We start from the raw sequence: 19,733 nt of genomic DNA on the forward strand, positions 1-19,733 counted from the left end.
TAGGTGGTCGTCAGGCCGGCGCGGGCTGGCCGCTTGCTTATGGGCAGAGCGGCCGGTACGCGCCGGCCGGCACGTACTGCTGCCACTCCGCGGCGGTGAGCGGGTATCCGGCGGTGGCGCAGATCTGCGCCGCTGCGAGATCGGGGTCGGTGGTCCACAGCCGTACCGTGCGGTCGTGGCCGCCCGCGGCGAGCGTGGTGCCGTCCGCCGCGAACGCGATGCCGAGCACCGCGTCGGCAGGCCCGGTCAGCGTGGCCAGGTGACCCGGGTGGCGTGGGTCCCGCACATCCCAGAGCCAGACCGTGTCGTCGGTGCTGCCAGCAGCGAGTACGTCCCGGCCCGGGCTGAACGCGACGGAGTACACCTCGCCGACCGGCCCGGTGAGGGTGGCCAGGGGTTTCGGCCGGGCCGGATCGGTGACGTCCCAGAGCCGGGTGGTCTTGTCCACCCCGGCCGTGGCCAGGACATCTCCGGCACGGCTGAACGCGGTGGTGAAGATCGGCTCGGCCGAGCCTCGCACGGTCGCGGTGAGCCGCGGCCGGCGCGGGTCGGCGATGTCCCAGAGGTACGTGTCGTGATTGTTGCTGGCCATGGCGAGGAGCTTGGCGTTGGGGCTGAACGCGGTCTGATAGATGATCCCCGGCTTGGTGCCCGCCAGCACGGCCAGCGGCGCGGGCCGGGCCGGATCCCCGATGTCGAACAGGTGGACGCTGTTGTCGTCGGCGCTGAGCGCCAGCAGCCGGCCGTCGTGGCTGATGCCGACGTGCTCGGCGAGATCTCCGGCGGCCATGACCGGGGACCCGAGCCGTCGCCATGTGCCGGGACGGCTCACGTCCCACAGTTCGAGAGAGCCGTCCTGGCGTCCGACGGCGTAGATCCGGCCGTCCGGGGTTAGCGCCGCAGTGCCCACGTACTTGCTGGCGCCGGGTTCGTTGTGCCGGGGTGGGCGGTCCGGCCGGGGCCGCTGCGGCTGGCTGACGTCCCAGACGGCCAGGCTGTTGTCCGCGGCACCCGCACCGACCGCGAGCCGGCGTCCACCGGCACCGAAAGCGATGCCGAAGACCGAGTCTGCGGCGTCGATGACGGGCCCGGGCAGGTGCCAGGACCTCAGAGTGCCGTCGGTCGCCACGGTCACCAGGGTGCCATCCGGCCGATAACTCGCGGTGGTGACCGGGTCGGGGTGCGGCAGCCGGGCCGGGTTGCGGTCCGAGCCGTCGGTGAACAGCCAGACAGTGTTGTCCGAGCTGCCGGCGGCCAGCCGGCGGCCGTCCGGGCTGTAGTCGAGCGTGTTGATCCAGCTCGCCGGTCCGGTCAGCGGCGCACCGGCCGGGACCGGACGGCGCGGGTCGGTGATGTCCCACCGGTACACGTTGTGCTCGGCCGCGGTGCCGGCCGCCAACTGCCGGCCGTCCGGGCTGATCGCGATCGCGAAGATGCGGCTAGTGGGGTCGTCGAGGGTGGCGGCCGGCACCGGGCGGGCCGGGTCGCTGACATCCCACAGCCGTACCGAGGAGTCGTAACTGCCGGACGCCAGAACGCGTCCGTCCGGGGTGAACGCGAGACCCCTCGCGGCGAATCCGGGCTCGGCGGCAACGAGGTCGGCGAGAGCCGCCGGGTGGGCCGGGTCGGTGACGTCCCAGAGGTAGACGTGGCCATTGGTGCCGGCTGCGGCCAGGGTTCCGGCGTCCGGCGACAACGCGACGCTCAGCACCTCACCGGTGAGCCCGGTGGCCCGTCCGACCGGTGCCGTGTCGCCGGTGGGCGACCACAGGTAGACCGTAGGGTCCTTGCCGCCGCCGGCCAGCAGGCCGGACCGGGCCAAGGCAAGCGAGACGATGCTGTCCGACGGCCCGGTCAGCAGGCGCGCGGCGGTGAATCCGGTGGCGCCGTCGGCCCGCCACACCTGCACCGGACCGGATTCCGTACCGGCGGCCATGGTGTACCCGTCGGAGCTGGACACGACGCTCTTGGCCGGTCCGACCGGGCTGCGCAGCCGGGTCACGGCCGGTACCGACGTCGCGTTGAGCAGGCTTGATCGGGCTTCGGGGGTTGGCGACGCCCGGTACGCCGCGAGCGCCAGCAGCTGCGCGAGCGGCATGTCCTGCTCGCGCATGCGGTCGGCCTTCACGGCGATCTGCCGGGAGGTGGACTGCGCGGCGGCGAACGCGGACCGGGCCTGCTCCGCCGACCGGGCAAGACGGACCTCGACGGCATAGCCGAGCACACTGGCGGCGAGCAGCCCGAAGACGACGACCGCGGCGACGAGCTGGAGGCGGCGGCGAGCGCGGCGCCGTTCGGCGGCTCGCTGCGACTCGGAGTGACGCAGGCTCGTCTCCAGGAACGCGCGTTCGGCCCCGCTGAGTTGGTCGCGATGGCCCTCGACCTGCTCCTGGGCCAGTTGCAAGATCCCGCCACGGTAGAGCCCGTCGAGGCTCCGACCAGTCTCCTCCCAGTGTTGTGCGGCGGCGGCCAACGGCCGGTGGAAGCGGAGCCAGGTCCGGTTGGCGTCGAGCCACTCCCGCATGCGTGGCCACGACCACAACAGCGCCTCGTGGGCAATCTCCACGGTGTCGCCGTCCACGGTGAGCAGGCGGGCCGCGGCGAACCGCTGGACGACCTGCTCGACCTCGTCGCGGTCGCTGGTGGACAGCAGGTCGGCGCGAGCCACCCGGCGCCGGGTGTCGACGGTCTCGTCGTCGGTGTGGACCAGCCGGAGGAACAACCGCCGTGCGGCATCCCGCTCGACCTCGCCGGGTAGCGCCGCGTAAGCGTCCTCCGCGGTCTGCGTGATCGCGCCACGGATGCCGCCGGTGGCCCGGTAGTGCTCGACCGTGAGAGTCCGCCCGGAGGCCTGCCGCCAGGTCATCAGCAGGGCATGGGACAGCAGCGGCAGCGCGCCGGGATCGTGACCAGCACGGCCGTCGAGCGTCTGCCTCGGCGCCAGGTCGCGCAGCAGCACCTCGACCAGTTCCGGCTGCACCGTGAGCTGGGCCAGCCGAGCCGGCTGGACGATCGCGTGCCGCAGTTCGGCCTCGGTCATCGGGCCGACAACGACCTGTCCGTGCCGCAGCACCTCGGTCAGCGTGGGCAGCCGCATGGCCTGGGTGAAGAAGTCCGCGCGCAGTCCATATACCACCGCCGCGGTGACCGTGTGCAGCGCATCGACGAAGGCGATCCGTTCCACCCGGTCGGCGCACAGGGTGAACATCTCCTCGGCCTGGTCGACCACGATGATCAGGCTGGCGCCGTCTGACTCACCGAGGACAGTCCGGGCCGTCGCGGGGTTCATCCGCAGGCGGTCGTACAGGTCGCCGGGGTTCTGGCCGGCTCGCGCGGCAAGGTGCCCGGCCAGCGCCCGTAGCGGCCGCTCGCCCGGGGTGAACAGCAGGTGTGCCGTCGACCAGGCCGGGATCAGGCCGGCGCGGAGCAGCGACGACTTACCCGACCCGGACGGGCCGACGACCATCACCGGCCCACCGTGCTGCTGCCGGCGACGTACCGTGGCCAGCAGTTCGGCGACCAGGTCGTCGCGTCCCTGGAAGAACCGGGCGTGCTCTACCTCGTAGGTGGTCAGACCACGGAACGGTGACGGCGCCTCGGCTGACCGCGGCCCCGGCTGCGCCCGTACTCGGTCGAGCGCCGCCAGCCAGACGGCGATCCGGTTCTCGTCCCTGACCCCGAGCACGACCAGCAGGCTCACGAACGCGCTGGTCAGCTTCCGGGTGGGCAGGTGGGCACCGGTGAACCAGCCGCCGAGGGTGGAGGCGGAGACCGTGTGTGCGATGTCGTGTGCGGTCACCATCTGCGCCAGGTCCCGGATGGAGTGGCCGGAGCCGTGCCGGAGTGCCTTCAACGCGGTGACGAAATCCTCAACCCCGGCGGCCGTTCGTGGATCAGGGTCCGGCTCGCTGTCGGTTAACACGCCCGTACGTTACAGCCAGCACTCACCTGACCACCATAGGTAAACGCAGTTCGCACTGTCGGGCTCCGCGCCGAACGCCCGCCACTCGAAATCCGGCCAACCAAGCCCAAGTATGGCCACAAGCCATAGACCCAGCGGTCGTCCATCCAGCCACTGAGTCTGTGATCCTTGGTCCGTCGTTGGACGGAGAAGAACGAGCGGCTGACACGCCCGTACAGAACCGGACCGGCCTAGCCAGGAGCGCGGGTTCGCCGGGGGCGATGCCGCACAGGTGTCGGGCGGCGGCCGGTAGGGGCAGCTCCTCGCGGGTGCCCACGGCGTGCGCGCCATCGGCGGCCGGGGTGATCAGGATTGCGCCGGTCACGGCGTCGACGTGCAGGGTGAGGCCTGGCGTCCAGCCCAAGGCTCGCAGCAATGCGCGAGCGGTCACGCGGCCGGCGGCGTCGGGGCGGCCCACGTCGAACAGCACGCCATCACTCGTGCGGGCGGCGGGCGCGGGCAATGTCGGCAGCGGTGCCGGCTCCGGCGGTGCGACCGGCGGTGGGGTGGGAACGAGCGCTTCAATGAGCTGCTCGTCGGGCCGGCGAGGGCGCGGCCCGCCGGGGCTCACCTACGCCCCCACCAGCGCGATGCGGCAGTGTCAGTGCAGGTGGCAGCGACTCCCGAAGGCTCGCTGTGCACACATGAGATAAGCGGACTCGATGCTCCACACGAGGGAAGTTGATCTCGCGTAAAGCTCCACACGTACTGGCGCGCAGCGTGCCGAGCAGGCTCTTGGCGTGCTGGCAGCGATCCCGGGCGCTCGCCATCAGGTCCGCTCCGGCACGGCGTGCCAGACCGCCCAGGCCGCGGTCGCGTCGTCGTCCGGCGCCGACGCGTGCCGGCGGATCATCTCGCCGATCTCGTACACCCGCTCGGGTATGCGCGTGTACCTCGCCGACTCCAATCGCCGCAGCAGAGCCATCAACTCGGCCCGAGTCTCCGGCTGGGCCGACGAAAGGTCCCCGATCAGCTCCCGCAGGTCGGACGGCCAGATGGCCGGTCGTACGCCCGGGCCTGGCCGACGCAGCGGGTGAGGTGATCCACTTCGAGATCGTTCCCACCAACCCATCGACCCAGCGTTGCACTCGCCGCGGATCACACGAAATACGTCCGGTATGGCCTTTTCGAGCGTAGCCAAGGCCGAGCCAAGCGTGATGCGTGCGGCACCGCCGCCCCTGGCGCCCGGCATCGACCTTGCAGCTGCCCGGCCATGCTGCCTGCCTTGTCAGGCAGCGCGGCCGGCCTTCGGGTGTGCGCCGCCAAGCGCTCTGCGGATTGTGCGGACGCTGTCGGTGCGGTCAGTGGTCTTCGGCGTAGTAGGAATGCGCGGAGGGTTGTCCGATGTAGTTGGCACCAGCGCGATCGTCGGCGCCGAGGCAGTTGTACGGGAGGCGGGTGTCACGGCGGCCGGTGCAGCTGATCCGGCGGCGACGGGAGTCGTAGAAGAACGCGGCGGCGCGGAGTCGGGCGGTGAGGCGCCGCCCAGCGGGTCGCCTGCCAGCCGCAGTTCCTCTTCAGCTTGGATCAGTGCCCTACCGGTGCCGCGGCACAGATCCAACCAGCCAGCGGCTGTCAAAGGCTCGGCCTGGCCGGTGCCCGTGTTCCCGGCCGGGTGCCCACCACCCGACGCTCGGCACCCAGTAGCCGCGCCACATGCCGCACGAGTGCCCTCGGGACGTCGTGCCTGGCAGAGTAGGCGATCACGCGGAGCCCTCTCGAAGACTGGATTCTGTCGCAAAAGCCTGTCCATCGATGGCTCCACGCCCAAATGCAACACCGTCCGGTATGGATGTTACGCCCGTATCATCCCCACTCAGCCGCCGAACCTTGCTGAGATCACCTCATCGACCGGCGCGGATCATCACCACTCGGCATGTCACTGAGACATGAATATATCTCAGTGACATACCGCTTTCACCGAATAGCGCCTCCCGCCAACCCGCAGGCCAACCCATACCCGCACAGGCGGGGACTTGCTGCGGCTCGCCTACTCAACTACTGCTGCTGAAGTACCCGAGGTTCGCTCAGAAGGCCGGCGACGCCGCGGATGTGGTAGGTGCTCATGAAGTCGTAGACGTCCAGCGCCGTGCCGAACTCGTCCTCGATCTTCGCAAGGACCTCGACCGCAACAATCGAGTCGCCGCCGAGGTCCAGAAAGTCGTCGTGCACGCCGATCCACTTGAGGTTCATGGTGCTGGCCCAGATCGACAGGAGCCGCTCTTCGACGCCGTCGACCGGACCTTCGAACAGGGTGCACGTGCCGGCGATGACGGCGGACCGGACGTATTCGGTGTCGAGTGTGTTGCCGGCGAGCGGCATGGCGTCGACGAGCAGCACACCGTCCAATCCACAGCCCGCACCGAGCCGGTCCCACACGTAGCCACGAAGCTCCGGCCCGCTTACGTACTGGGAAAACTCGACCACGCCGATCGTGACGTCCCGATCGTCGTGGCGGATCGTCGTCGCCCGGGCATCACGCACGGCCGAATGCCCCAGCAGGGTGGATGCGAGCTCTGCCAAGCCAACCATCAACCGCTCCTTTGGTAACGGCGGCAATCCGAGCCGTCGGCGCGGATTGACAACAGTCGCCAATGTGCCACGGAAGCTTGAGTGGCCCCAGAGAAGAATCGGCAGAAGTTCCGGAAGTGGTTGACTGCCGTTGCTTCTTACCGCCCATCCTTGCCCGCGCCGGCCGAGCGAACCACAATTCTCCCGAGGGTGGCGAACCTGCGACTGTTCGCTATTCGACGCCATATTGTCACCGGCCAGGGGGTAATGGACGATGAACGAGATCAACTATGCACAGTCGTCGCTCGTCGAAGAGAACAGGCCAAGCACTACTACGGAGCGGGTCATCGCCGAGGTGTGGGCCGAGGTACTGAATCTCGACGAGGTCGGGCGACACGACAACTTCTTCGACCTCGGCGGCCACTCGGTGCTCGCGACGCAGGCCGTGGCCAGGTTGTGCGTCGCCCTGGACCGACAGCTGCCGGAGCGGGCCTTGTTCGACTGGCCGACCGTCGCGACTCTGGCCTCGGCCCTGCCCGGCTACCCCGTCACCGAACAGACTGCGCCCATCAGGCGTCGGTGAGCGACAGGTCCGGTGGGCTCCGGGACCGAAGCAGCGCTGCCTCATCCCGCGGGTCGGACAAACCGATCAAGCCGGAACCACACGACATGCCGGATCCTCACGACATCGAGCGACCGAACTACCGTTCAGAATTTACCGGGGTTTCGTCCGTTACGGGTCATCAGTATGACGACCTGTAACCGGTCAAACCGTCCCCCGACGAATTGAGGTTACTCGCGGCATCCCTGCTCTGCGGCCCCGCTCGGGGTGCGCCTGGTTGCCGCCCGAACTTCCGGAACAAACGTGATTGATGATCGTCGTTACGTGATACCGTATGCTGGCCGACATGGTGCGAGTCGAGTTCCGGGTTCTGGGAACATTGGAAGCCGTGGTCGATGGTTCCCCCGTGCCGATAACCTCCCCGCGGCAACGTATAGTGCTGGCCAATTTGCTGATGGCCGCCAACCATGTCGTGACCGTGGAAAAGCTGATCGGCGCAGTTTGGGACGATTCCCCGCCGACCAGCGCGCGTGGTCAGATCCAGATCTGCATCTCCGCGTTGCGCCGGGCTCTCGGCAGTCCGGAGATCATCGACACCAGCCCACTCGGGTACTCCATCCGGGTCGACCGTCAGCAGCTCGACTACCTCATGTTCGACGACGCTCTCGCCCAGGGCCGCTCCGCCGCAGCCAAAGGTCGGCTGGACGAGGCGCTGACGCACCTGGACCGCGCGATCGACATCTGGTCCGGACCGGCGTTGGGCGGAGTGCCCGGCCGGGCCGCCGAAGTCGTCTCCCACCGTCTGGAGGAGCGGCGGATCATGGCGCTGGAGGACCGCGCCGAGATCCGTCTGGGCCTGGGCGGTCATCGGGAACTGGTCGAGGAACTGGTCGCGTTGACCACGGACCACCCCCTGCGGGAACGCCTGTGGGGGTTCCGGATGCTCGCGCTGTATCGGTCAGGACGGCAGGCAGAAGCGCTGGCGACGTACCGTACGGCCCGCACCAACCTGGTGGGCGAGCTCGGCATCGAGCCGAGCCAGTACCTGCGCAAGCTGGAACGCGCGATCCTCAGCCAGGACAGCAGCATCAGCGGCGAAGTGGACGACAGGCGAACCGAGACCGCCACGAGCGTGCACCGTCCGCAGGAGTTGCCCGCAGATCTGCCGGACTTCGTCGGCCATCCGGCGCTGATCGAGACCCTGACCGCCACGCTGACCAGCGAGGACACCAAACATGTGCCGATCGCGGTCATCACCGGCGCGCCGGGCTGTGGAAAGACCTCGCTGGCCCTGCACGTCGCGCACCTGTTGCGCGCCAAGTTCGTCAACGGCAGCCTGTACACCTGCCTCTACGGGAGCACCACGCAGCCACGCTCGACCGAAGCCGTACTCAGCGACCTCCTGCACGGACTCGGCGTCGCCCCGGCGGCGATCCCGGTCGCACCCGGCCAGCGGATCAACCTGCTACGGAGCCAGCTCGCGACGCGGCGGCTGTTGATCGTGCTGGACGATGTGGGCAACGAGGACCAGATCGCCGACCTGCTCCCCGGCGTGCCAGGCCCGGCGGTGCTGATTACCAGTCGCCGCCGGCTCGCCGGTATCCCGGGCGCCCGAGCCGTCGACGTCGACATGATGTCGGCCGACGAGAGCCTTACCCTGCTCGGCCAGATCTGCGGAGAGCAGCGGGTCGCCGCGGCGCCCGAGGCCGCAGCGGCGCTGACCGAGATGTGCGGTGGCCTGCCCCTGGCCGTGCGGATCGCCGGGGTCCGACTGGCTGCGCACCCGCACTGGGCCGTTGGCACCCTGCTGGACCGACTGCGCGACGAACGGTCTCGGCTGGACGAACTGTCCCACGGTGACGTCGCGGTCCGCTCGCTGCTCGCTGACGTGTACGAGTCCCTCACCGTGCCGGCGCAGACGTTGTTCTGGCTGCTCAGTGCATTGGAGCTACACGAGTTCAGCGCCTGGACCGCGGCGGCTCTGCTGGACTGCGATTCGAGGCGGGCCACGGCGCTCCTCGACGAGCTCGTGGACGTCCGGCTGCTGGAGGCCCACCTTTCCGCGCTCACCAAGCAACCCCGATACCGATTCCACGAGCTGGTGCGGGTGTTTGCGAGCGAGCACCGGCTGACGCAGGACGACCGGGAGACCTGCATAGTGGCGGTCACCCGATCGCTCGGTGCCCTGCTCGCCTTCGCCGAGGAGGCTCATCATCGAATCTACGGGGGGCGGTTCGCGGTTCTGCACGGCACGGCGCCCCGATGGGCCGGCGCACGTGCCGAATTCGACCGTTTCCTCGGCGATCCCACCGCCTGGTTCGACGAGGAGCGCATCACGCTGGAGGTGGCGATCCGCCAGGCGGCAGAGCTGGGGCTGGACGAACTGTGCTGGGAGTTGGCCACCGTATCGGTTGCCATGTATGAAAGGCGCGGCCTGTTCGCCGAATGGCGTACGGCTCACAACATCGCGCTGGAGGCCACCAGCAGGGCCGGCAATCTCCGGGGCGAGGCCGCCGTGTTGGCGTCACTCGGCTCGCTGGGCGTAGCCCAACACGCCGAGGACGATGGCGAGAACCTGCTGCACGCGATGAGCTTGTTCGATGCGGTCGGTGATCAGGCCGGGGTGGCGTTGACGCTGCGCAACCTTGCGCACCTGGACCGGATCCAGGGTCGACCCGACATGGCGGTGCTGCGTTACGGGCAGGCGCTGGAGAAGTTCCGGGCAGTCGACGACCTGGGCGCACAGGCCCACGTACTGAGTGGACTCGCGCGTAGCCACCTTGATCTCGGAGCCCCCGAGCGGGCCGAGATCCTGGCAAAAGAGTCGCTCGCACTGGGTGAGCAGCTGGGTAACCGGCGCCTTCAGGCCCAGGCGTTGTACCGGCTCGGTGAGGTGTTCGCCGACTCAAAGCAGTCGCTGGCTGCGAAGGCTGTCTTCCAGTCGGCGCTGGATCTGGCTCGGGCGCAGGACGACCGTATCGGCCAGTCCTACGCCCTGATCGGCCTCGGCGGGGCCGTGTTGGAGCAGAACGGGTTCACCGATGCCGAGATTCACTTCAGCGAGGCGGTCGAGATCTGCCGGATGACGCAGGAGCGGAATGTTCATGCACACGCCCTGTTCGGCCTCGGCCGGGTGTACCTGGGCCGGGGTGAGTTCGATACCGCGGAACACTTCTTCGTGCAGGCCGCGAACGCGTTCGCGATGCAGGAGAACAACCCTTGGCACTCACGTTCCATCGACGAGTTGGGCGCGCTGCGCCGGGCCGCCGGCCGGCTGACGACACAGAGCAACAAGAACGAGCCGGCCGGCGAGGTGAGGACCTGACCGCGATCAGCCCCGCTGGCCGGCCAGCCGCCACCGTTCGAGCTTCCCGGCGGCCGAGCGCGGCACCTGATCGACGAACGTGATCCGCGTCGGCACCTTGTAGTTGACCAGACCAGCCCGGCAGTGCGCCATCAGCTCACCGGTGCTGACCGAGGCTCCCGGCCTGCACACGACATAGGCGCCGACCGTAGAGCCCAGCACCTGGTCCTCGGCCGCCACCACCACGGCGTCCAGCACCGCGGGGTGTTCCAGCAACTGCGCCTCGACCTCGTTGGGGTAGACCTTCTCACCGCCCACGTTGATCACGTCGTGCCGACGGGGGGCGAGGAACAGATAGCCATCCGCGTCGAGCCATCCGAAGTCGCCGACGCTGGCGAAACCGTCGGCCGTCGTTTCGAGCACCTGGCTGCCGAGGTAGGCGTCTCCTCTGGAGACCCGACCGGCGCGCATGAACACCTTGCCGGTCTGTCCCGGGCCGAGCCGGTTCCCGGCGTCGTCCCTGATGCTGATCTTCGTGAAGAATCCCCGGCCCACAGTGCCCGGCCGCTGTTGCCATTCGTCGCCCCGCACCAGGGTGCCGCCGATGTTCTCGGTCGAGCTGTACACCTCGTACAGGTGTTGCGGCCCGACCATCTCGATCCACCGCTTCTTGGTGAACGAGTCGCACGACGCGGCCGTGTGCATCACCGTACGCACGCTGGCGAAGGACGCCGGGTCGGGCTGGAGGAGCATCAGGATCGTGCGCATGTGTGCCGGGGTCAGCTGGATCCATTCCACGGCGTAACGCTCGACCAGCTCCACCGTCCACCCCGGCAGGAAGTGCGGCGGCAGAATTGTGGTGTTGCCGTCGAGGAGCCCGTCCAGCAGCGTGGTGAACGGGGCCGCGTGGTGCAGCGGGCCGAGAATCAGTTGCCGCTGACCGGCCCGCCAGCCGGCGCGACGGCGCAGGGGCAACGGCACCTGGTGCGGATCGTAGCCGAGTGGTCCGGGCCGAATCGCGATCTTCGGCCGGCCGGAACTGCCGCCGGTGGGCAGCAGGTAGGCGATCCGGCTGGCCATCGCCGCCGGCGACCGTGCCGGTCGTCCCGCGTCGGCCTCGGCGTCGGCCTCGGCGTCGATGAGTTGGGCCCGTCCGTACGTCTGACCGATGAAGTTGAGGAGCTTTTCCCGCTCGGGGGCGGGTGAGGCCGGGTTCAGCGGCAGCAGTGGCAGTTCCGCGGAGAGGACGGCCACGATGTCGACCACCGACTGGATCGTGTTGTTCGCCTCGATCGCGACCACGCCCGGACCGGTCTCCCGGGCGGCGGCGTCCACCAGTGCGTCCGCCCGCCGGCCGCTCCGCTCGGCCAACTCCCGCCACGTCAGCACCTGCTCGACGAAGTTCTCGTCGAAGCCGACGACCGCAGGCCGATCGGCTGACATCTCCGCGATAGCGGTGATCCGCTGACGGATCGATACGCTCATTCGAGCCTCCCACAATCGAGTGCGTCGTCATCCACCCAGCGGTCGGCGACCTGCCGGATGGGCCGGCCGAGTGGACGAAACGCAGACCCACCCGGCAGACCTGGCCGGCGCACACATGATGGACGCAGGTCGATGATGGTCCGTCAGGGCCGGCACACGCAGAGAACAACCGGCAGAACAACGCACAGGACCCCGCCCCGAGTCGCTGCCGGTCCTTCTCTACTACGCGGCGTGGAGCGCTCAATAGCCTGGCGCACATGGTCTCACCAGGGCACATCGACAGTGCCGCGCCGAGCACCCGGACGACGCGGACCCACCAGGCAGCCGGAACCCGCGCGCCCCGGCGTCGGGGGCGATCGGTGAGCCTGGTCCCACGGCCACCGGTGACAGTGCGGTTCCACGGAACGCGATCGGCCGAGGGGCCCCTCAACATCGGCCAGAACAACATTCTGCAGTGGCTGCGTCGTGAGTCGGAGCAGTTCTTCGCGGCCGTCGCGGGGGAACTCGACATTCCGGCCGCGACAGTTGTCGATGACGTCGCCCGAGTACTCGCGGTCCTGATCGAGCGGCACGAAGGACTACGTACGACCTACGTGGACGGCTCCGATCCGCAGCAGTTCGTGCACGCCACCGGCGAGCTTGTCGTCGAGGTTTACGCGATCGAGGCCGCTGACCCACAACTCGTCGACCGGGCCAGCCTGGCCAGAGACCTTACCCGGCGGTTGCGCGCCGCGGGGGCGTACCGCATCGGCGAACTGCCGGTCCGGGTCGCCCTCGCGGTGTCGTCAGGTGACGCGTCCACCAGCTCCGCCGGGGTGGTGCAGGTCGCGGTGATCGGCTGCTCGCATCTCGCGGTCGACTATCAGGCCATGGAGATCATCAAGCGGGAGTTCGCGGACCTGATCCGTGACCGCGATGCACGACCGGCCGGCGGACCACCGATCCAGCCGTTGGACCTGGTCGCCCTGGAACGTTCGCCCAAGGCCCTGCGGCACGAGGAATCGGTGCTGAGCTACTGGGAAGACCGGTTCGCCCGCATCCCGCAGTGCCTGTACCCGGTCCCGCGGGTCGCCGCCGGCACCGGGTCGGTCTCCGTCGAGATGACCTCCACCGCAGCCGGGATGGCGTTGCGAGCGGTGACGGCGCGCACCAGGACGAGTCGCGCCAGCGTCGTGCTGGCGGCGATCGGCGCGGTGCTCTCGCACCGGACCGGCGTACGGGAACTCGTGCTCCCCACCCTGTCGGCCAATCGTTTCGAGCCGCACCTTCGGCAGCACGTCGGCAGCCTCGCGCAGCTCGCGTCGATCACGCTCACGATCAGTGACACCACCTTCGACCGGCTGGTCCGGCAGGCGTGGGCTGCTGTGGTCGACGCGAGCCGGCACGGCCGTTACGACGTGGACCGGCAGAGTGCCATCGCACGCCGCATCGAGCACGAGCGCGGCATCGTATTCGATTGCGAACCGCTGTTCAACAACCTTGTCATCGAGTCCGGTCGGGCGGCAGGACGGTTCACGGCACCGGTACCCACGCCGGATGAACTGGTCGCCGCGCGACGCGCGACGCAGCTGCGGCGGCAGCCGATGCCCGCCGGGACCACGCTGATCCGCTTCGATCTCTACGGCACCGACGGACAGTTGCGTCTCGGCTGTTGGAGCAGCGACACCGGCCGTATCCCCGACGACGAGGTCGAATCGCTGCTCCTGGCGGTCGAGAACCTGTTGATCGCGGCCGGGTCCGCTGACCTCGACGCCCGAGGGATCCGCGACTCGATCCCGCTCAGCCCGGTACAGCGGGGCCCCGGCTGGCTGCTCGTCGACGGCTGCTGGATCGAGGTGGCCGAGGTGCAACGGTTGCTCGACGACAGCCTGCCGTCGACCGGTGCCAGGATCTTCGCGGAGGTGGACGGCCTGCCGTTGGTCGCTCAGCTGGCGCGGACCGAGGCCATCCGCACCCCCGAACAGGCCCACGCCGCTTGCCTGGCAGCGGTGAAGGCGTATCCGACGGCGATGACACCACGGCGCTACGTCATCTGCGAACGCGTCCCGGACAACCCCGACGACCCGGCCGCGTGGCTCGACGTGTGCTGCCAGGGATCCGGCCGACACGTCGGAGCCGGCGACCCGGAGCCCTGTTGATCCGACCCGACCACCAGATGCGATGAAGGGAGCCGACGGTGACCACGAGCAACGTCACGCCCGTACGCCTCATACCCGAGGTATCAAGCGATGAGTCGATACTGCCCGCTGTGCTGACCGCGCCCCGCGGTGGCGTACCGGCCGAGAGTCAGATCGACGGGATCCGGGAATCGGTCCGTCGGCAGCTGCACACCCGCGGCGCGGTCCTGCTGCGCGGCTTCGACATCGGCAGCGTCAGCGGGTTCGAACGGGTCGTCCGGGCGGTGTCCGGTGCGCCGCTGTCCTACGCCGAGCGGTCGTCACCGCGTAGCACCATCGAGGGCCAGGTCTACACCTCGACGGACTACCCACCGACCGAGGAGATCTTCCTGCACAACGAGAACTCGTACCAGGCGACCTGGCCGCTGACGCTGTTCTTCTACTGCATCACCCCGCCCGACACGCGGGGTGCCACGCCGCTGGCCGACACCCGCCGGGTCCTACAGTCGATCGATCCGAGCGTGCTGGAGGAATTCACCCGGCGCGGCTGGACGGTGGTACGCAACTTCACCGAGGGCTTCGGGGTGCCGTGGCAGCAGGCGTTCAACACCACCGACCGGGCGGAGGTCGAGCGCTACTGCGCGAGTAGCGGTGCGGAGGTCCAGTGGGTCGGGCGCAACGGCCTGCGTACGACGGCCCGCCGCCGGGCGGTGCACCAGCACCCGGTGACCGGCGAGACCGTCTGGTTCAACCACCTCACGTTCTTCCACGTGACCACGCTGCCCGAGGAGGACTGCGAGGGGCTGCGGGAGATGTTCGACGAGGCGGACCTGCCCACCAACACGTACTACGGCGACGGCGGGCGAATCCCCGACGAGGTCGTGGCGCACCTGCGCGACTGTTACCGAGCCGCCCAGCGCCGCTTCGACTGGGAGCGCGACGACGTACTGATCGTCGACAACATGCTTGCGGCTCACGCCCGTGAGCCGTTCACCGGGCCACGCAAGATAGCCGTGGCGATGGCCGAACCATTTTCGACTTCGTGAGGAAGGTGGCACCTGACCGACGGAGGGACACCGCTGCGGCGGCCCTCCGTCGGCCCGCCCGGGAGAGACTGATCAGCCCCACGGCGTGTCGCCGGCAACAGCGACCACCGACGTGGCCGACGAGACGATCAGGCGCGGACCGGAAACCATTGAAACCAGCAACTCAGTACCCCTTGTCTGCTTCGGTTCTTGTGCCGGCTGCCGCCGACAGAAACGAAGCTATGGCCGGCCGTTTTCGGCTCCCCATCACGACGCTTTCCTCGCCGGCGGCTGCCTACCCGATCGGTGATAGCGGTGTGGAGGTGCCCGGGACGACGGTTGAGCAAGAATTGCCTACTCTCCGTCAACGAAGGCGACCCTCATGGCCTCATGGTTGGACCAGCGGACCGCTCCGCATGTCGGCACCGCAACGCTGATCTGCATACCCAGCGCCGGTAACGGTGACTTCCAGTTCGACCGATGGCCCGACACCGTCGGCCCATGGTGCGTTGTCCGCCCGCCGGTCGTGGGCGACCTGGGCGGCGGAGCACCGGGAACGCGGTCTGCGGCCCAGCCCCCTTCAGGGTTGCCGGAGCGGGCCGCGGAGCTCGTGGCGGACCTCAAGCGCCGAGGGATCGAGAAGTTCGCGTTGTTCGGCCACGAGGGTGCCGCGCTGCTCGGCTACCAGGTCGCGGTCGAGTTGGACCGGCAGGGCGCGCCGGCACCGCTGCGCCTGTTCATCTCGGGCTGTCCCGCACCCCAGTTCCTCAGCCGCTATGCCGGCGAGGCGCACACCGAACCGACCGACGACGAACTGACCGAGCGGGTGCTGGCGACCGCAGTGGCCATGGGCACCATCCCGCTGCCGTCGATCGTCGCGGCCGGCGCACGGGCGCTCCGGGCCGAACTGGCCGCGTTGCGGGCCTATCAAATGCCCCACCCGGCGCCGCTGCGCTGTCCGCTGACCGCGATTCGGTGGCTGGACCAGGGCATCGAGGCGGAGGTGGTGGCCGGCTGGTCGGCGTACGGCGACACCGATCTGGTGCAGCTGCCCGGATCCGGATTGAGCTATGCGACCGAGCCGGCCGATCTGTTGCGGGTCATCGGTGACCGGATGCCGGCCGCTGACCGCCGTCGGCCAGCCGAGTGGTGACGACGGCACGGTCGCCTCGCCCGCGCAGCCTCCGCTGATCCGCTGCCGACCGTCGAAACGACCAACCGCACCCGAGTGACACGTCGTGCGTGGCTGCACGCCGGTGTGCAGCCACGCACGACGGGCTCAGATCAACCCGGCCGCTACCCCACAGGCCACGGCGTGGGCGCGGTTGCGAACCTGCAACCGCGCCATCATGTCGTAGATGACGTTCTTCACCGTGTGGTTGGAACACAGCAACGACCGGGCGATCATCGCGTTGTCCTGGCCCTCGGCCATCAACGCGAGCACCCTCGTCTGACGGGGCGTCAGCGGCGACCGGCCGGCCGTCCAGGGCGTTTCGGCCTGGTTCGGCGTACCGGTGCCACCGAGCACCCCGACCAGCACCTCGTGCGGCAGCCGGACCTCCCCGTCCCGGGCGGCCTGCACCGCAGCGGCCAGTCGGCTCGGTGTGACGTCGGCGAAGCGGAGCATCACCAGAGTCCCCGAACGCAGTACGCGTACCACGTCCGTCGGTGAGAAGCGGTCGGCGACCAGCAGCGTGCGCTGCGCCGTGGACCGCGGCCGCGCCGGGCGGGCCGTCAGCGCCTCATGCACGGTGTCGACCGCCGTGAGGATGACGGTGTCCGGTGATTCGTACGGGTCGGGGACGGGTGTGACGCCGGCACGCCGCAGCGCAGCCAGCACCTCGGCCCGGATGGTCGCGTTCGGGGCCACCACGTGTGCGGTCAATGCCATCATGATCTTCTCCTGTTCGCCGTTCACAACATCCCGGCCCGCAGGGCGAAGGCCACCGCGTGGGCCCGGTTGCGCAGCCGGAATCGTCGCGTGATGTCATGCACGACACTGGTCACCGTTCGCGTCGAGTAGCACAGCTCCTTGGCGATCTCACCGGTCTCCCGGCCCTCGGCGATCAGCCGCAGCACCGCGCGCTCGCGGTCGCTGATGTTCGACGCCAGGGTGCCGGCCGGAACCGCCGGCGCGGCGAGCAACCGGTCGAGCATGTCCGGCGAGACCGTGCAGTCCCCCTCACCGGCGGCCAGCACGGTGCGGGTGAGCCGCTCGGCGGTCGCCTCCCGGCGCCGAAGCAGGCCGCGCGCACCCGCCGCGATGGCTCGCAGCGCGTCGGCCGGCTCCACCTCGGGCACGACGAGCACCACCTCGGGCCGGTGCGCGCCGGTGCGGACGGCCCGCACCGAATCCAGCGCGTCCTGGCCCAGATGGTCGACCACCAGGACCGTGACCGCCGCCTTCTCCCGCGTTGTCACCACCACGATGTCCGGGCACCCGAGCATCGCGCTCGTCACGCCCGCCTCCAGCACGGGGTCGGTCGCCATGACGTTGACCCACATCGGTTCGCCCATCACGCCTCCTTCGTCGTCACGCCGAGGCGTGGCGTGGCGTCGGAATGTCCTGGCCGGATGGTTGCGTGACGAACTAACAGGTCGCTGTCGACTCGCTGTCGACTCGCTGTCGGCCGTCGGCGCAGCCTGATAGCGGAGCATCGACTTGTCATCGTCGCGTCAGCGCCGGTCGTCCTGCCCGTCGGGCGACGGCCGGCTGCTCCGGCAGCCGACCGGTGGCGGCACCCTTCCCGTATGTCTGCCGACTCTTCTCTGCAGGCGATCCGTGTTTCCGTGGCACATTGACAACCGTTGTGGATCCGTGCCGAGAACGTCGATTGCCGCCGTTACGGAAGGAGCGGTGGATGGAGGCCGTCACCTCATAACCGGCCCTCCTACCTGGACGGACACGAATCGGAAAAGCAAGGGTCGGTACCGAAAAATCGCCGAATCAGCAGGACGTGGGTGAACCAGTGATTAGTTCTGACGTCAGTGACATCGCCGCAGACCTTGCGGCGAACGCCACTCTTCTGGAGATCGCCGAGAATCTGGGACTTTCGCCGCTACTCGATCGCGGGACGCCGTTCACGCTGGCCGAGGCAACGACCGCGACAGGCGTTCCCGAAGCTCGCGCCCTCCTCTTCCTGCGCGCCATGTCCGCCGCCGGGCTGCTGGAGCGCGACGCCGAGACCGGGCCGTTCACGCCCTGCGCGAAGCTCGCGGACCGGCGGCACGAGGCGGGCTACCTCTCCTGGTCGCTCAGCGCGAACCGGCCGTACATCGATCACGCGGAGCGGTTTCTGCGTGAGCCGGACGCGGCTGGCCGCCAGCACCAGCGCGACGGCAGACGGGTGGCGGTGTCGTCCCGCTGGATCGGCTCGCGCGGTTTCTATCCCGGAGTGCTGTCCGAGATCATCAGCCGCAAGCCCCGACACATCGTCGATCTCGGCTCCGGCGCGGGCGCGCTGCTGATCCGGCTGCTGACCGAGCTGCCCACCAGCACCGGCGTGGCCCTGGACCTCAGCCCGGGAGCGTGCGAGGAGGCCGAACGCGCCGGCCGCCACGCCCAGGTGGACGATCGGCTCACGGTGGTCAACCGGTCCGTCGAGACGCTCGTCGACGACCCCGCTCCACTCGACGGCGCGGACATCATCCATGCCGGCTTCGTCATGCACGATGTCGCTCAGCATCCCGAGGTCTTCGCAGGCGTCCTGCGGGCCTGCCGCGAGCACCTCGCCGACGGCGGCCGCCTGGTGGTCACCGACGCGGTGCCGTACGTGGACACGCCGGGCGAACGCGCCTTCAGCGCCCTCTTCAGTTACCTGCACGAGAGTTCGATGGGCGTACGGCTGCCGACCGAGGACCGGTGGTGCGAACTCTTCCGGCAGGCCGGTTTCTCCGAGGTGGCCAGCACCGCCCTGGGAATGCCCGGCAGCCGCCTCTTCGTGGCCACGCGATGAGCCGGAACGGCGGAGCAGCGACGATGGCGGAGCACGACGCCGAGCGTATGGCCATGGCCCTGTACGAGGCGCGGAGCAACCGCGTGCCGATCGCTCCGTTCACCGACGCCTGCCCCACGCTCGACGCGGCCGGCGGATACGCCGTCCAGCGCCGGCTGACCGAACTGCTGATCGCCGACGGCGAACGGGTGATCGGCTACAAGGCCGGGCTCACCTCCGCCTCGATGCAGGAGATGTTCGGGGTCCACGCCCCGGACTACGGCCCGGTGTTCGCCTCGACCGTCCGCGCGGACGGTGCGTGCTTCGCTCGCGGCGAGTTCATCTCGCCGAAGGTGGAAGCCGAGATCGTCTTTCGGCTTGCGAGGAGCTTGACCGGTCCTGGCGTCACAGTGGAGCAGGCCCACGCGGCGATCGGAGAGGTCATCGCCGGTCTCGAGATCGTCGACTCCCGGATCACGGATTGGCGCATCCGGCTGGGCGACACGATCGCCGACCTCGCCTCGAACGGCGCGGCCGTGCTGGGACGCTCGATCCCGGCCAGCGCGGAGCTGGACTACCGGCTCGTGCGAATGGCCTTCCGTCGCAACGGGGAGTTGGTCGCGTCCGGTCAGGGCGCCGACGCCCTGGGCAACCCGGTGGCGGTGGTGGCGCTGCTGGCGAACCTGCTGGGCGAGAGTGGCGTCACATTGGAGGCCGGCCAGTTGATCATGACCGGCGCCCTGCACGCCGCGGTCCCGATGAGCCCCGGTGACACCTACACCGCCGAATTCGATCATCTGGGCTCGGTCACTCTGCACGTCACCAACCAATAG

General features: G+C 69.2%; 13 protein-coding genes. 7 read left to right on the forward strand and 6 right to left on the reverse strand.

All coding sequences use genetic code 11. The features are described 5' to 3' along the window. Positions 1 to 37 precede the first annotated feature (37 nt). The 3 genes from AB0A95_RS17995 to AB0A95_RS18005 form a co-directional block, all read right to left on the reverse strand. A complete protein-coding gene (locus AB0A95_RS17995; RefSeq protein WP_357556853.1) occupies positions 38 to 3,922 on the reverse strand; it encodes an AAA family ATPase in 3,885 nt (1,294 codons plus the stop codon). Between the two features lie 808 nt (positions 3,923 to 4,730). Further along, positions 4,731 to 4,886 carry a hypothetical protein gene (locus AB0A95_RS18000; protein WP_357556854.1) on the reverse strand — a complete coding sequence of 52 codons (156 nt, stop codon included), beginning with the start codon at positions 4,884 to 4,886 and terminating at the stop codon, positions 4,731 to 4,733. A 1,073-nt stretch (positions 4,887 to 5,959) separates the two neighbouring features. Further along, a complete protein-coding gene (locus AB0A95_RS18005) occupies positions 5,960 to 6,493 on the reverse strand; it encodes a phosphopantetheine-binding protein (protein WP_357556855.1) in 534 nt (177 codons plus the stop codon). A 253-nt stretch (positions 6,494 to 6,746) separates the two neighbouring features. On the opposite strand from AB0A95_RS18005, the gene AB0A95_RS18010 reads away from it, so the two are divergent. After that, entirely contained in the window at positions 6,747 to 7,055 is a 309-nt protein-coding gene (locus AB0A95_RS18010) for a phosphopantetheine-binding protein (protein WP_357556856.1), read from the forward strand. 313 nt (positions 7,056 to 7,368) lie between these two features. Beyond that, positions 7,369 to 10,359: a BTAD domain-containing putative transcriptional regulator gene (locus tag AB0A95_RS18015; RefSeq protein ID WP_357556857.1), complete on the forward strand. Its 2,991-nt coding sequence runs from the start codon at positions 7,369 to 7,371 to the stop codon at positions 10,357 to 10,359. 6 nt (positions 10,360 to 10,365) lie between these two features. Here the strand turns inward: AB0A95_RS18015 and AB0A95_RS18020 are convergent, their stop codons facing one another. Continuing rightward, a complete protein-coding gene (locus AB0A95_RS18020; RefSeq protein WP_357556858.1) occupies positions 10,366 to 11,823 on the reverse strand; it encodes an AMP-binding protein in 1,458 nt (485 codons plus the stop codon). A gap of 359 nt (positions 11,824 to 12,182) precedes the next feature. Here AB0A95_RS18020 and AB0A95_RS18025 point away from each other — a divergent pair, with 359 nt between their 5' ends. The 3 genes from AB0A95_RS18025 (at position 12,183) to AB0A95_RS18035 (ending at position 16,118) form a co-directional block, all read left to right on the forward strand. Continuing rightward, a complete protein-coding gene (locus AB0A95_RS18025; protein ID WP_357556859.1) occupies positions 12,183 to 13,961 on the forward strand; it encodes a condensation domain-containing protein in 1,779 nt (592 codons plus the stop codon). Between the two features lie 71 nt (positions 13,962 to 14,032). Continuing rightward, positions 14,033 to 14,986 carry a TauD/TfdA family dioxygenase gene (locus tag AB0A95_RS18030; RefSeq protein WP_357556890.1) on the forward strand — a complete coding sequence of 318 codons (954 nt, stop codon included), beginning with the start codon at positions 14,033 to 14,035 and terminating at the stop codon, positions 14,984 to 14,986. Positions 14,987 to 15,347: 361 nt separating this feature from the next. Next, positions 15,348 to 16,118 (forward strand): thioesterase domain-containing protein, encoded by a 771-nt coding sequence (locus AB0A95_RS18035; protein ID WP_357556860.1) that lies wholly within the window; start codon positions 15,348 to 15,350, stop codon positions 16,116 to 16,118. Between the two features lie 126 nt (positions 16,119 to 16,244). Here the strand turns inward: AB0A95_RS18035 and AB0A95_RS18040 are convergent, their stop codons facing one another. Together AB0A95_RS18040 and AB0A95_RS18045 are read right to left on the reverse strand one after the other, a co-directional pair. Then, positions 16,245 to 16,859, reverse strand: a complete 615-nt coding sequence (locus AB0A95_RS18040; RefSeq protein ID WP_357556861.1) for a LuxR C-terminal-related transcriptional regulator — start codon at positions 16,857 to 16,859, stop codon at positions 16,245 to 16,247. 20 nt (positions 16,860 to 16,879) lie between these two features. Continuing rightward, positions 16,880 to 17,482 (reverse strand): LuxR C-terminal-related transcriptional regulator, encoded by a 603-nt coding sequence (locus tag AB0A95_RS18045; protein ID WP_357556862.1) that lies wholly within the window; start codon positions 17,480 to 17,482, stop codon positions 16,880 to 16,882. A gap of 440 nt (positions 17,483 to 17,922) precedes the next feature. Between AB0A95_RS18045 and AB0A95_RS18050 the strand changes: the two genes are divergently transcribed. Both AB0A95_RS18050 and AB0A95_RS18055 read left to right on the forward strand, forming a co-directional pair. Further along, positions 17,923 to 18,921 (forward strand): class I SAM-dependent methyltransferase, encoded by a 999-nt coding sequence (locus tag AB0A95_RS18050; protein ID WP_357556863.1) that lies wholly within the window; start codon positions 17,923 to 17,925, stop codon positions 18,919 to 18,921. A 23-nt stretch (positions 18,922 to 18,944) separates the two neighbouring features. Next, positions 18,945 to 19,733: a fumarylacetoacetate hydrolase family protein gene (locus AB0A95_RS18055; RefSeq protein ID WP_357556864.1), complete on the forward strand. Its 789-nt coding sequence runs from the start codon at positions 18,945 to 18,947 to the stop codon at positions 19,731 to 19,733.

This window comes from Micromonospora sp. NPDC049230, assembly GCF_040647875.1.
Taxonomy (GTDB): domain Bacteria; phylum Actinomycetota; class Actinomycetes; order Mycobacteriales; family Micromonosporaceae; genus Micromonospora.

Excerpts from the sequence above, each read along its gene's own strand:
- AB0A95_RS18000 (WP_357556854.1), bottom strand. The coding sequence starts at position 4,886 with ATGGCTCTGCTGCGGCGATTGGAGTCGGCGAGGTACACGCGCATACCC.
- AB0A95_RS18020 (WP_357556858.1), bottom strand. The coding sequence starts at position 11,823 with ATGAGCGTATCGATCCGTCAGCGGATCACCGCTATCGCGGAGATGTCA.
- AB0A95_RS18045 (WP_357556862.1), bottom strand. The coding sequence starts at position 17,482 with ATGGGCGAACCGATGTGGGTCAACGTCATGGCGACCGACCCCGTGCTG.
- AB0A95_RS18010 (WP_357556856.1), top strand. The coding sequence starts at position 6,747 with ATGAACGAGATCAACTATGCACAGTCGTCGCTCGTCGAAGAGAACAGG.
- AB0A95_RS18005 (WP_357556855.1), bottom strand. The coding sequence starts at position 6,493 with ATGGTTGGCTTGGCAGAGCTCGCATCCACCCTGCTGGGGCATTCGGCC.
- AB0A95_RS18035 (WP_357556860.1), top strand. The coding sequence starts at position 15,348 with ATGGCCTCATGGTTGGACCAGCGGACCGCTCCGCATGTCGGCACCGCA.
- AB0A95_RS18055 (WP_357556864.1), top strand. The coding sequence starts at position 18,945 with ATGGCGGAGCACGACGCCGAGCGTATGGCCATGGCCCTGTACGAGGCG.
- AB0A95_RS18015 (WP_357556857.1), top strand. The coding sequence starts at position 7,369 with ATGCTGGCCGACATGGTGCGAGTCGAGTTCCGGGTTCTGGGAACATTG.
- AB0A95_RS18040 (WP_357556861.1), bottom strand. The coding sequence starts at position 16,859 with ATGATGGCATTGACCGCACACGTGGTGGCCCCGAACGCGACCATCCGG.